11 protein-coding genes are annotated in these 12087 nt (G+C 45.9%); 7 read left to right on the top strand and 4 right to left on the bottom strand.

What is annotated here, in order from left to right; all coding sequences use genetic code 11:
• Positions 1 to 74: 74 nt before the first annotated feature.
• Together modB and modA are read right to left on the bottom strand one after the other, a co-directional pair.
• The gene (modB, locus tag BUC05_RS15515; RefSeq protein WP_063608508.1) at positions 75 to 740 is read right to left on the bottom strand and encodes a molybdate ABC transporter permease subunit; all 666 of its coding nucleotides are present in this window, start codon (positions 738 to 740) and stop codon (positions 75 to 77) included.
• Entirely contained in the window at positions 740 to 1501 is a 762-nt protein-coding gene (gene modA, locus BUC05_RS15510; RefSeq protein ID WP_073305310.1) for a molybdate ABC transporter substrate-binding protein, read from the bottom strand. The genes modB and modA overlap by 1 nt, the downstream gene beginning before the upstream one ends.
• Before the next feature lie 469 nt (positions 1502 to 1970).
• Here modA and BUC05_RS15505 point away from each other — a divergent pair, with 469 nt between their 5' ends.
• From BUC05_RS15505 to BUC05_RS15495, 3 genes are all read left to right on the top strand, one after another.
• Complete coding sequence (locus BUC05_RS15505) at positions 1971 to 3467, top strand: alpha-N-arabinofuranosidase (RefSeq protein ID WP_063608533.1); 1497 nt, start codon at positions 1971 to 1973, stop codon at positions 3465 to 3467.
• An 84-nt stretch (positions 3468 to 3551) separates the two neighbouring features.
• Positions 3552 to 3812, top strand: a complete 261-nt coding sequence (locus BUC05_RS15500; RefSeq protein ID WP_235360753.1) for a hypothetical protein — start codon at positions 3552 to 3554, stop codon at positions 3810 to 3812.
• An 86-nt stretch (positions 3813 to 3898) separates the two neighbouring features.
• Positions 3899 to 5386 carry an arabinan endo-1,5-alpha-L-arabinosidase AbnB gene (locus BUC05_RS15495; RefSeq protein WP_073305308.1) on the top strand — a complete coding sequence of 496 codons (1488 nt, stop codon included), beginning with the start codon at positions 3899 to 3901 and terminating at the stop codon, positions 5384 to 5386.
• A 70-nt stretch (positions 5387 to 5456) separates the two neighbouring features.
• On the opposite strand, the gene BUC05_RS15490 is transcribed toward BUC05_RS15495, so the two are convergent.
• Positions 5457 to 8117 (bottom strand): cation-transporting P-type ATPase, encoded by a 2661-nt coding sequence (locus BUC05_RS15490; RefSeq protein WP_073305306.1) that lies wholly within the window; start codon positions 8115 to 8117, stop codon positions 5457 to 5459.
• Positions 8118 to 8289: 172 nt separating this feature from the next.
• On the opposite strand from BUC05_RS15490, the gene BUC05_RS15485 reads away from it, so the two are divergent.
• The 4 genes from BUC05_RS15485 to BUC05_RS15470 all read left to right on the top strand — a co-directional run bounded on the left by BUC05_RS15485 (position 8290) and on the right by BUC05_RS15470 (position 11722).
• Complete coding sequence (locus BUC05_RS15485; RefSeq protein WP_035203108.1) at positions 8290 to 9078, top strand: GNAT family N-acetyltransferase; 789 nt, start codon at positions 8290 to 8292, stop codon at positions 9076 to 9078.
• A 294-nt stretch (positions 9079 to 9372) separates the two neighbouring features.
• Entirely contained in the window at positions 9373 to 10176 is an 804-nt protein-coding gene (locus BUC05_RS15480; protein ID WP_011248205.1) for an ABC transporter permease, read from the top strand.
• A 15-nt stretch (positions 10177 to 10191) separates the two neighbouring features.
• Positions 10192 to 11274 (top strand): teichoic acids export ABC transporter ATP-binding subunit TagH, encoded by a 1083-nt coding sequence (gene tagH / locus BUC05_RS15475; RefSeq protein ID WP_073305302.1) that lies wholly within the window; start codon positions 10192 to 10194, stop codon positions 11272 to 11274.
• 124 nt (positions 11275 to 11398) lie between these two features.
• Positions 11399 to 11722, top strand: coding sequence for a MazG nucleotide pyrophosphohydrolase domain-containing protein (locus BUC05_RS15470; protein ID WP_035203103.1), 324 nt, complete (start codon positions 11399 to 11401; stop codon positions 11720 to 11722).
• A 49-nt stretch (positions 11723 to 11771) separates the two neighbouring features.
• On the opposite strand, the gene BUC05_RS15465 is transcribed toward BUC05_RS15470, so the two are convergent.
• Positions 11772 to 12056 carry a hypothetical protein gene (locus BUC05_RS15465; RefSeq protein WP_011248202.1) on the bottom strand — a complete coding sequence of 95 codons (285 nt, stop codon included), beginning with the start codon at positions 12054 to 12056 and terminating at the stop codon, positions 11772 to 11774.
• Between the last annotated feature and the right edge of the window lie 31 nt (positions 12057 to 12087).

Raw genomic sequence — 12087 nt, 5'->3', positions numbered from 1 at the left:
CATGAGACAGCATCGATAAGTGAAGAAGCACTAGACGATAATAACAAACTGGGATGAGGCTAACCGATCAATGGTTAGCTTTTTGCTTTTAACCGCTGTACTGCCGCCAACAGGCAAAACGCGAACACAATAATAGACGCAACCCAATAAAAGGCGAAAACCATATTTCCTGATTCTGTTGCTATGTAGATGCTTGTTGGAATCGTTCGTGTGACGCCTTCGATACTGCCGGCAAACATCATGGTAGCGCCGAACTCGCCAAGTGCTCTTGCAAGGCCGAGCATTCCCCCTGACACGACTGTTTTGGAAGATAAGGGAAACGTTACATTCCAAAAAACTTGCCATTCGCTTGCCCCCATTTGCCGGGCTGCCTCTTCTAAGTCGCTATCGACTGCTTCAAAGCCGTTGACGAACGTTTGATAAATTAACGGGAACGCGACAACGGCAGCGGCTATGACAGCTGCTAAATAAGTAAAGACGATGGGCTGGCCAAATAGTGATTCAAACCATGCGCCGATAAAGCTGCGGCGCCCAAACAAAACAAGCAGCAAAAAGCCAATCACTGTAGGCGGCAAGACGAGGGGCAGCATCAATGCTGTCTCTAAGGCAAGCTTGCCTGGAAAACGCCTTTTTTTAAGGAAAGCAGCTGCCACGAGCGCAGCCACAAAAGCAAGTGCTCCCGCCACTAATACGACACGAACGGAAACGAAAATCGGTGTCCAAAATGCTTCTGCAGCCATTAGGAAGCTCCTAAAAAGCCGAAGTCCTCGAAGACGGCGAGTGCTTCATCTGTTTGCAGCCATTCATAAAAATGGCGAGCTTTTTCATTGTCGTTGATGAGCCCGACTGGGTAATAGATCGGTTCGTGTGAGTGTTCAGGAGCTTCTGCCACAATCGTCACTTGATCCGATGTTTCCGCATCCGTTTGATAGACGAGGCCAGCATCGGCATTCCCGGTTTCAACATAGGTAAGCACTTGGCGGACATCGCTGCCAAAAATGAAGGATTCTTCGAGTTGATCCCACATTCCTAACGTTTCTAACGATTGTTTCGCATATTGACCGGCAGGGACTGTTTCCGTTTGTCCGATGGCAAGGCCCCGCAATTGAGCGCTCGTTAGGTCATCCCATTCGCTAAGGCTGTCGGCAACTTCAGGTGCAGCTACAAGGACGAGCTTGTTTTCAAGTAGATTTACTGAGTCAACAAGGTTGTCGGCATTGGCCACTTGTTCCATATCTGCAACAGAAGCCGACAGAAACACGTCTGCTGGTGCGCCTTCATTGATTTGCTGCCGCAGCTTTCCAGACGAACCATAGTTCATCACAAGTGTTTCCCCTGTTTGTTCTTCATACATAGACTCTAATTTTGTTAATGCATCCGTCAAACTCGCTGCCGCCATCACATGAATCCCATCATCTGCTTCCGGGCTTGTTCCAGAAGGGGTACAGCCTGCAATCATAAATAACAGCGCACAGGCACAAGTAGGCAGTTGTCGTTTCATCTTCGTTTCTCCTATCCGCTCATTCGAGTATCCTTTTTGATAAAAAGGCTAAGGCAATGCTTGGCGAAAGTCAATCCAAACGGCCTTGGGAACGATAGTAACAAAACGAACTAAAACGAATCTTATCCATATAAATTTGTAACATTCTTTTATCGAGTTATTGACGGTATTTTCACACACACTTAAACTAAAGATAAAATTGAATATTTTCCATAAAAAGTAAATAAAAAGGTGGCTAAAGGAATATGAACGTAAAGAGGTGTGAGGAGGTGCACTATTTTGTATTGTTCCGTAAAAGGGGAGGGAAAACGATAGGGCTGAACGGCTGTTTAAGGCCAAGTGTTTAAAATGGTGTGGAACATTTCTTTATGACAATGCTGCTGGCCGCTAGATTATTCGTACAAGTTTTTGAAAGCGGTGCCAAATGGCGGCGATTTCATCCATTATTGATAAAGTGAGGCTGAAAAACATGGAACGAGAAGTAAAAGTGTATACAGATTTACAACGAGGAACGATTAGCAAGCATATTTATGGCCATTTTTCAGAGCATTTAGGCCGTTGTATTTACGAAGGCCTCTGGGTTGGTGAGGACTCCTCCATCCCAAATACAGACGGAATTCGCACTGATGTGCTTGAAGCCTTGAAAGAGCTCAATATTCCGGTGTTGCGGTGGCCTGGGGGATGCTTTGCCGATGAATACCATTGGAAGGACGGCATCGGCCCAAGAGAAAGCCGCAAACGGATGGTCAACACCCATTGGGGCGGTGTCATTGAAAACAATCACTTTGGCACCCATGAATTTTTGCGGTTGTGTGAACTGCTCGGGGCTGAACCTTATATTTGCGGAAATGTTGGCAGCGGAACGGTCCAAGAAATGCAAGAATGGGTTGAATACATGACATTTGACGGCGAATCGCCAATGGCAAATTGGCGTGCAGAGAATGGCAAAAAGGAGCCGTGGCGTTTAACGTACTTTGGCGTTGGAAACGAAAACTGGGGCTGTGGCGGTCATATGAGAGCCGAATATTACGCTGACCTTTATCGTCGTTATCAAACGTATGTTAGGAATTACGGCAACAACAAGCTTTATAAAATTGCCGGTGGAGCCAATGTTGACGATTACCACTGGACGGAAGTGTTAATGCGGGAAGCGAGCCAGTTAATGGACGGGTTAAGCTTGCATTACTATACGGTGCCAGGTGATAACTGGAATGAAAAAGGCGCAGCCTTAGATAAGCATGAGTCGCAATGGTTTAAAACATTGAAAAAAGCCTTTCGTATGGATGATTTGCTGACGAGGCACTCAGCAATCATGGATCAATACGACCCCGAAAAGCGCGTAGGCTTAATCGTAGATGAATGGGGAACGTGGTTCGATGTAGAACCAGGGACAAATCCAGGTTTTTTATACCAGCAAAACACGATTCGTGATGCGTTGGTGGCGGGCGTCCATTTCCACATCTTCCACGAGCATAACGACCGCGTCCACATGGCAAATATCGCGCAAATGGTCAATGTGCTCCAAGCGATGGTTTTAACCGAAGGAGAGCGAATGCTACGCACGCCAACTTACCATGTGTTTCATATGTATAAAGTCCATCAAGATGCGACGAGGCTAGAAGTCAAAACAGATGCCGGTTTGTATCGCTACGATGAGCAAGAGCTGCCAGCCATTACAGCTACAGCCTCAAAAGATAGCAACGGAGCCATTCATATTAGTATTTGCCACCTTGATCCAAACCATGCTGCATCACTAGCGCTCAAACTTGAAGGAATAGAGAAGCCGCTGTCTGCTGCTAACGTTTCTGGCGAACTGCTAACAGCAAATGAGTTAAATGCGCATAACACATTTGAACAACCGAATAAAGTCGAGCCTGTGGCGTATGGGCCGACATCTGTCAGTGGACAGGAACTGAAGCTAGATGTTCCTCCTTCTTCTGTTTTGCGATTAACAATCAGGCCGTAAATCTTTATAAATCAGGGCTTCCAATAAAGGGAAGCCCCTGATTTGAAAAAAGGCTATGAACATGCATGAAAGGGGGAGCCAATGATGAATGAACCGCCTTGTAAAGGCTGTAAGGCAAGTGTGCGATTAACCGCAAGTGATTTGGAGCGGCTTATTGCAGAATATGGCGAGCGGGAAAACGAGCCTTTGGCCACAACAGCGGAGTATTTCCGGCGCCTCAGCCAATGCGGCCAATGTTCAGCGTTAGTGTACGAAACAACGTGCCGGCATAGTGGAATGTTGATCCAGTACGTTGCCAGGCTTCAAAACAAAGGTTGTCCCCATCCAGACGGCGGAAAATGGTAAGTTTTCACGTCCAATATGAAATTTCGTAATGAAGTCAGAAACGAAACGGTGCCGACCAATTTATTTGAGGAGGACTGCAAGTGAGAATGGGCAAACAGCGATTGTTCAGTAGCTTGCTAGCGTTTATGTTCATCTTGGCGATTGCCACTCCTGCACAAGCAGGTGACAGCCGACAGAACCAGGCGTTTCACAAACAACGACTAATAAGCGGTGCACCGACGTTTACAGAAGCGTCTGTCCATGACCCTTCCGTCATTCAAGCAGACGGGATGTATTATGTATTTGGTTCTCATTTGGCTTCAGCGAAAACAAGTGATTTATTGAATTGGCAGCAAATCTCCACTCATGTCCACAATGGCAATCCGTTAATCCCAAATGTTTATGAGGAACTAGCAGAAGCATTTGAATGGGCAAACAGCGATACGCTCTGGGCGGCCGATGTGATCCAGCTTGAAGATGGCCGTTATTATATGTATTACAATGCGTGCCAAGGGGACGCCCCAAGGTCTGCATTAGGGGTTGCCGTGGCCGATGACATTGAAGGTCCTTATAAAAATTTGGGCGTGTTTTTGAAGTCAGGAATGTGGGGAGAAGAAAGCCCAGACGGAACCATTTACGATGCCAATGTTCACCCAAATGCGATTGACCCCCACACATTCTTCGATCATGAAGGGAAGCTTTGGATGGTCTATGGCTCTTACTCGGGAGGAATTTTTATTTTGGAAATGGACGCGGACACGGGATTTCCGCTGCCTGGGCAAGGGTACGGCACTCACTTAACAGGCGGGAACCATAGCCGGATTGAGGCCCCTTACATCCATTATGACCACACAACTGGCTATTATTATCTGTATTTGACTTTTGGCGGGCTAGATGCGACGGGTGGCTATAATATGCGTGTAGCACGAGCAAAACAGCCGACGGGGCCTTATGTCGATGCAGAAGGGCGTTTCATGAGCGACGCGAAAGGGGCACCAGGCACATTTTTTGATGATGCTTCGATTGAGCCATTTGGCGCCAAACAAATGGGCAATTTCTTCTTTAAACGTGAGCCAGGTGAAATAGGTTCAAGTTTGGGAACAGGCTACGTTTCCCCTGGGCACAATTCTGTTTTCTATGATGAAGAAAAAGGAAAGGTCTTTCTCTTTTTCCATACCCGTTTCCCTGGGCGGGGAGAAATACACGAAATTCGTGTACACCAAATGGTGATGAATGAAAAAGGTTGGCCAGTCATAGCTCCTTACCGTTATACAGGGGAATCATTGGCTAAAATAGAAGACGAAGACGTAGTTGGTGACTACAAGTTCATTAATCATGGCAAGGAGATCACGGCTGACATCAAGGAGTCCACAACCATCCGTTTAGAGACGAACAAGCAACTTTCAGGCGCTGTGACAGGAACGTGGGAAAAAACAGGCGATTACGATGTAGAGTTGCGAATCAATGGCGCTACCTATAACGGCGTTTTCATCCGCCAATGGGACCCAGTGTCCAATAGGGAAATGCTGACCTTTACGGCCTTATCTGATGAAGGTGTCGCGATTTGGGGCAGTCAAATCGAAAGAGATCGTTGATTCTCTTGCATGACCTCATCCCGACACCTAAGTGCTCGAAAAACCTGTTGCTGTCGCAAAACTCTAGGACTTACCTAGAGTTTTGCGACAGCGTTTTTGTGATCCGCTTTTCGATTTCTACGACAGTGAACACAAACAAACCCATTAAAATTGGAATCGCCCACTGCCCGACGGTTAGTGGCGTTGTTTGGAAGACCGTATTCATAAACGGAATGTACGTTAAGGCAAGCTGCAATAGAAGCAAGAGAAAGGCGACAGCGAATGCAACTTTGTTTTGGAAGAAGCTGCGATTGAAGGCAAAGTCCAATTCGCTGCGGCAGTTAAACATGTAAAAAAGTTGCGCCATGACAAACATTTGCAAAATAATCGTTTGTAGCGTGCTGCCTTCGTAGCCTCTCGTTTGCATAAAATGATTCATCCAAAGCGTGCCAATGCCAATCATAGCCGAAACGGCTGTAATCCGGAAAAGATAATAGGGGGAAAGCAACTTTGCTTTTGGATTTCGAGGCGGGCGTTGCATAGCGCCTCGTTCTAGTTGTTCAAAAGCAAGGCCAAGGGAAACGGTAATAGCGACAACCATATTGACCCAAAGGATTTGTACAGGGGTAAGCGGCATCGACATACCGAGAAAAATGCTCGCGACAATTAAAATCCCCCCTGCTCCATTCGTCGGCAAAATGAAGAGAATCGTTTTTTTGACATTGTCGTAGACGCGGCGTCCTTCTTCAACAGCATGGACAATCGTTTGGAAATTGTCGTCGGCAAGAACCATCTTTGCTGCATCCTTTGTCACTTCTGTGCCTTTGATGCCCATCGCTACCCCAATATCAGCCCGCTTTAAGGCAGCAGCATCATTGACGCCGTCTCCTGTCATTGCGCAAATATGCCCTTGCTTTTGCAGCGATTTGACAAGCCGTAATTTATTCTCCGGGCTTGTCCGCGCAAATATGTGGGTGTTCGTAGCCGCTTCGTCTAGTTCTTCATCACTCATTTGATCCAACTCTTTGCCTGTAAGGGCTTTTGCCCCGTCGCCGATGCCAAGTTGTTTGCCGATTGCTTTGGCCGTGTCTCCATGGTCACCTGTGATCATTTTGACTTGAATGCCTGCTTTTTTACATGCCTGGACGGCGGCTATTGCTTCTTCTCTTGGCGGATCGACAATACCGGCCAAACCTAAAAACGTCACTCCTTTAGCTAAATCATGATGGCCGATGGAGTCTGCCTGAGCAGGCATTTCTTTGTATCCTGCAGCAAGTACGCGTTCGCCAGAATTGGCACGGGCAGACATTTGTTTTTCCCAATGAACCCGGTCAAACGGAACGTCGCTGTTTTGTTCGGCCATGGCGAAAATTTGATCAGGAGCGCCTTTTACAAAGAGCACGCGCTTGCCGTTTGTTTCTGCTAATACGGCCATATATTTGTACTCAGAATCAAAGGGGATTTTCGAAACAACTGTATAACGAGGCAAGTCCAATGTCGTTTTACGTACAAGTGTTAAAAAACACCCGTCCGTTGGGTCGCCGTCAATTGTCCACTGCCCATCGTCGTCTTGGCGCAAACTGGCATCGTTGCATGTTTGGACGCAAGCAAGAAAGCGCTCTAGCACAGGGCTCGCTTCATTGCCTGTCTCAGCGTTAGGGACAATCTCGCCGTCAGGGGCGTAGCCCGTTCCTGTCACCGAGTAACTGCCTGTGGTCGTTTCTACGGTTGTTACCGTCATTTCATTTTTTGTTAACGTCCCCGTCTTATCAGAACAGATGACAGACACAGAGCCTAGCGTTTCAACAGAAGGAAGGCTGCGTATAATCGCGTTTCGTCTAGCCATCCGTTTGACGCCGATAGCTAGAATGATTGATAAAATCGCAGGCAATCCCTCTGGAATCGCGGCGACTGCCAAGGCAATGACCGATAAAAGCAATTCCCCAGCAGCAAAGCCGCGGAATAGGTAGCCGAATAAAAACATGACGACGGCGATGCCAACGACAAAAAGAGCAATTGTTTTTCCAAACGCGGCGATTTGGCGCAAGAGCGGTGTCTGTGTGTATTCAACAGCAGCCATTGCTTCATTGATTTTTCCGAGCTCCGTTGCCGGGCCAGTCGCCGTGACAATGCCGACGCCACTTCCCGCGGCGACGGACGTGCCCGAGAATACCATATTGGTGCGGTCGTTTAACACAGTATCTCTATCAAGAACATCTGTTTGTTTATCAACAGCCGTCGATTCGCCTGTGAGCGCCGACTCCTCAACCCGAAGGTTGTGTGCTTCTATTAAACGGATATCGGCTGGCACTTTATCGCCAGCGCTTAAGACAACGACATCGCCGACAACGACTTCCGCCGCTTCCATTTCAAGGCGCTCTCCGTTGCGGCGGACGTTCGCGCTTAAGCTAAGCATCGCTTTAATGCCAGATAGCGCTTTTTCCGCTTGGCTCTCTTGAATATAGCCAATAAAAGCATTAATGATCGTAACAAGGAGAATGACGCTTGTATCGATGTAATGGCCAAGCAAAGCAGTAATAAGGGCGGCGGCAAGAAGAACATAAATTAACACATCGTTAAAATGCAGGATAAACTTTTTCAGTTCTGAGTCTTTCTTTCTCTCTGGCAATTCATTGCGTCCATTTTCATGCAAGCGCCGATTTGCTTCTTTTGTTTCTAACCCAGTCGTTTGATTTGTATGTAACGCACTTTCTACATTGTCAATTGTCGTCGCATGCCATTGATTCTCCATTCGCTTCACCTCCCTAGTATTATGTAACGGCTGTCTTTTTTCATGCATGAGCAGGTAGGACAAAAACGCGTTTGGCAATGAGTTTGATCCAACTTATAGACTATTGGACTTTTTCTTATCGGATAAACGATTTTTCCTTATAATAGACAAAACGGTATGGGGAGGAAAAGCGATGATTCGATTGTTAACACAAGACGATAAAGCACATTGTTTAACATTTTTGAAACAGCAAGCGGCCGAAAACTTATTTATCATTGGCGATATAGAGGCGTTTGGCTTTGAAACCGATTTCCAGCGTCTGTGGGGGGAATTTGATGAAACAGGCAAGCTAAACGCGGTTTTGCTAAAATACTATGAATCGTACATTCCTTATGGGAAAGAGCCGTTTGCGGCAGAAGCTTTCGCAAACATTATGATCAATGACGACTCGTTTAAACGGATGTCTGGGTTGAAATCTGTTTGTGAGGAAGTGGCAACTTATTTGCCTGCGTATAAACAAAAACGGCAAATGTATTATGCGAAATGCACCCGTGTCGAATACAACGAAGCGGATATTCCGGTTAAACTGGAAAAAGCGACGCCTGACGATGCAGAAGCCTTACAAACATTTTTAGATCAAATTCCTGAGTTTGCTGACTCTTTGCCTACGAATGTAGAGACAAAGCGCCAACATTTACAAACTGGTTTTGCAAGAGCGATTTATGTGAAAGACCAAGGGAAGATCGTCTCTAGCGCATCAACGACTGCGGAAAATTCCGCTTCAGCCATGATTGTTGGCGTGGCAACATTAAAGACGCACAAACAAAAAGGCTTTGCGAGTGCTTGCGTTGCCAGGCTTTGTAGCGACTTGATCGCTGAAGGCAAGGAGCCGTGCTTGTTCTATGACAATCCAGCTGCAGGCGCTATCTATAAGCGAATTGGTTTTTCTGACATTGGCTTGTGGATGATGTATGCTTATTGAACACAGGGAGATGCCGATAAAAAGGCTCGTTAACGGAACATGCAGCGAAGCGCTGCATTCGAAACAGTGCTATGTCAAAAGCACTGTTTTTTATGATTGTCCAAACTAGGCGCTTGTTTTCCGCAATTTTGTCGGATTTCAATAATGGCGCTCGAGATTTGTAGATGGTATTATATAGGGATGTGAAGACTATAAATATAGCGCACTGACAAACAGGCCAGAACATTGTTTTAAAGCTTGGCTGACGCGTTTTTGCTAAAAGTGCAGCTAATTTACCATCAAGGAGTACAAGCTATGAAGGCTGTTTTTCAATTGCTGAAAGAGCAATACGACAACAAACATCTTATTTTCCGCCTCGCTGCATTTGAGCAGAGGAGCAAGTTCCAGCTTCATTACTTAGGGGCGCTCTGGCAACTGTTTAGCCCACTCATGCAAGTCGTTGTCTTTTTCGTGATCTTTGGTTTAGGGATTCGCCAAGGGAAAGATGTGGGGGACACGCCGTTTTTTGTTTGGCTTTTATGCGGTTTAATCCCATGGTTTTTTATTAGTCCTACTGTACTGCAAGCGTCAAATAGCATACACAAAAAAATCAATATGGTGTCAAAAATGAAGTTTCCTGTCAGCGTGCTGCCGTCAATTGTTATTGTCGGTAATTCGATTAGCTTTTTTGTCATGCTTGGCGTTCTTGGTATTGTGTTGGTGATTTACTCGGTTTTTTCGGGTGCTTATTTGTTGCAGCTGCCTTATTACTTGTTGTGCTTATACGCGTTCCTATATGTATTTACCTTGTTTAGTGCTACGATAGCGACGGTCATCCGTGATTACTATAATTTTTTACAAGCAGGCATGCGGATGCTGTTTTTCTTGTCGCCAATTGTCTGGGTGCCGGCGTCGATGCCAGAGAAGTTGTTGGCAATTTTGCAGATGAATCCATTTTATTACATTATGACAGGGTTCCGGGACACCTTTATCGGTGGGCGCTGGTTTTATGAAGATTTGACGTATATGGCCTTTTTCTGGTCTGGAATTTTGTTAATTGGCTTCATCGGTTCCCATGTGTTCTATAAATTTAAAAACAGCTTTGTCGACTATTTATAAAGGGGGCAGGCAAATATGAACCCGAAAATGATATTAACGGGCGTATCGAAGAAATATACGCTTTATCGGAACAACACCGAGAAGTTAAAGGCGATGTTCTTTCCGAAAACCCGTGAGCAGCACCGTGACTTCTATGCCCTCAAAGATATAAACCTTGAAGTCTATGAAGGCGAGACAATCGGTGTCATCGGCATAAATGGGTCAGGAAAATCGACGATATCCAACATTTTAGCTAGCGTCATCCCGCCAACGGAAGGCGAAATGACGGTGAATGGTGAAACATCATTGATCGCCATTAATGTCGGCTTAAACAAAAATTTGAATGGCTACGAAAACATTGAGCAAAAATGTTTAATGCATGGTTTTAGCAAAAAAGAAATTGAAGAGCTGATGCCAGCAATCGAAGAATTTGCCGATATTGGCGATTTTATTGACCAGCCAGTTAAAAGTTATTCGTCAGGGATGAAATCCCGTTTAGGGTTTGCCATTTCTGCCCATACAAACCCCGATATATTAATTGTTGATGAAGCATTGTCCGTTGGCGACAAAACGTTTTACCAAAAATGCAAAGACAAAATTGATGAGTTTAAAGCGCAAAACAAAACGATCGTGTTCATTAGCCACAATATAAAAGAGATCAAAAATCTCTCTGACCGGGTGTTATGGCTTCATAATGGCGAAGTCCGGGAGTTCGGCGACAAAAACGAAGTCATTAAACAGTACGAAGACTACATTAACTGGTTTAATAAGCTCTCCAAAGAAGAAAAAGAAGCACACAAGCAAGAATTGAAAGAAATGCGCTCCCTTGCCCCATCCTTATACGAGGAGCAAGAAAACGGAAAAGCAGGTTCTGGCGGCGATGGAACACAACCAATTGTACAGCCAAAGAGGGACAAACAAGCAGTCAAGAGCGCTGTTTGGTTTTTTAGCCAGCTTGTCGTGTTCGCAGTCATCTTTTTAACTGCTGCTTATTTTCTTGTGGTGCCTCAACTGACGGATGGTTCAGGCAGTGAGGAGTTGGAACAAGTAGCGGTTGGCGCTGAAGTACACGCAGGGAGCAATATTGGCAAAATCGACGATTCCAATAGAAGTCTATGATCTTGTGCTCACACACGCCATCCTTTTACTAGAACGAAGTTGTCAATAATGGCACGACTACAGCCTGGACACTATATTTAGTGTTATAATGTGAGTTGTAATCTAAATATGGGGTGGTAGTGACGTGAATAGCAACGAATTTCAAAACTGGGTAGCGAACTATTATGAGAAACGAGGCTGGGCCGATTTAGGAATCTTTATTCGCATGGGGTTTTTGTCGGAAGAGACAGGAGAGCTTGCCCGTGCAATCCGAGCGCTGGAAATTGGCCGTGACAGGCCAGATGAAACAGTTGCCACCATGGAAGAGAACCGCCGCCAGCTTGCTGAGGAATTAGGGGATGTGCTTGGCAATATTAGCATGATTGCCAGCCATTACGACCTTACGTTGGAAGATGTATTCGCGGCTCATCAAAAAAAGCTAAGCAGACGCTACGCGCAAAGTTTGTAACAAAAAAAGGAGGGGGCCCCTCCTTTTTTTCGTACAGATAAAGTCCTTGCTAGCGGTCCACTGCAGCTTCAATGAGCAATATAATGGCGGTAATGACATGGAAGAGCCAGCCCAGAAACGGGATCCAGCCAATCACCGATGTCGCTATGCCAAAGATATGCCCTGCTTTGCCACGGTTCGAGGCAACGGCCAACAGAAGGCCGACAATATGAAAGACAAGCATGAACCATAAAGGCGAGTAACCTGACAATAGGATAAACAGTCCACCAAAAAAGGGGATGGCCAAAAGGCCTTCAAATACCCCGCCAAGACCTTTCATTACACGGCTTACCATACGTTCACCTCATCACGTAATTGTTCCACTG

Origin of the sequence: Shouchella rhizosphaerae (genome assembly GCF_900142675.1) — a bacterium.
In the GTDB taxonomy this organism is placed as follows: Bacteria; Bacillota; Bacilli; order Bacillales; family Bacillaceae_D; genus Shouchella; species Shouchella rhizosphaerae.
The sequence above is the reverse complement of the archived record's forward strand: the minus strand, read 5'-3'. Positions and strand labels throughout refer to the sequence as shown.

Bases quoted from the DNA above. Each gene is read 5' to 3' on its own strand.
- modB (WP_063608508.1), bottom strand. From the start codon at position 740: ATGGCTGCAGAAGCATTTTGGACACCGATTTTCGTTTCCGTTCGTGTC.
- modA (WP_073305310.1), bottom strand. From the start codon at position 1,501: ATGAAACGACAACTGCCTACTTGTGCCTGTGCGCTGTTATTTATGATT.
- BUC05_RS15505 (WP_063608533.1), top strand. From the start codon at position 1,971: ATGGAACGAGAAGTAAAAGTGTATACAGATTTACAACGAGGAACGATT.
- BUC05_RS15500 (WP_235360753.1), top strand. From the start codon at position 3,552: ATGAATGAACCGCCTTGTAAAGGCTGTAAGGCAAGTGTGCGATTAACC.
- BUC05_RS15495 (WP_073305308.1), top strand. From the start codon at position 3,899: ATGGGCAAACAGCGATTGTTCAGTAGCTTGCTAGCGTTTATGTTCATC.
- BUC05_RS15490 (WP_073305306.1), bottom strand. From the start codon at position 8,117: ATGGAGAATCAATGGCATGCGACGACAATTGACAATGTAGAAAGTGCG.
- BUC05_RS15485 (WP_035203108.1), top strand. From the start codon at position 8,290: ATGATTCGATTGTTAACACAAGACGATAAAGCACATTGTTTAACATTT.
- BUC05_RS15480 (WP_011248205.1), top strand. From the start codon at position 9,373: ATGAAGGCTGTTTTTCAATTGCTGAAAGAGCAATACGACAACAAACAT.
- tagH (WP_073305302.1), top strand. From the start codon at position 10,192: ATGAACCCGAAAATGATATTAACGGGCGTATCGAAGAAATATACGCTT.
- BUC05_RS15465 (WP_011248202.1), bottom strand. From the start codon at position 12,056: ATGGTAAGCCGTGTAATGAAAGGTCTTGGCGGGGTATTTGAAGGCCTT.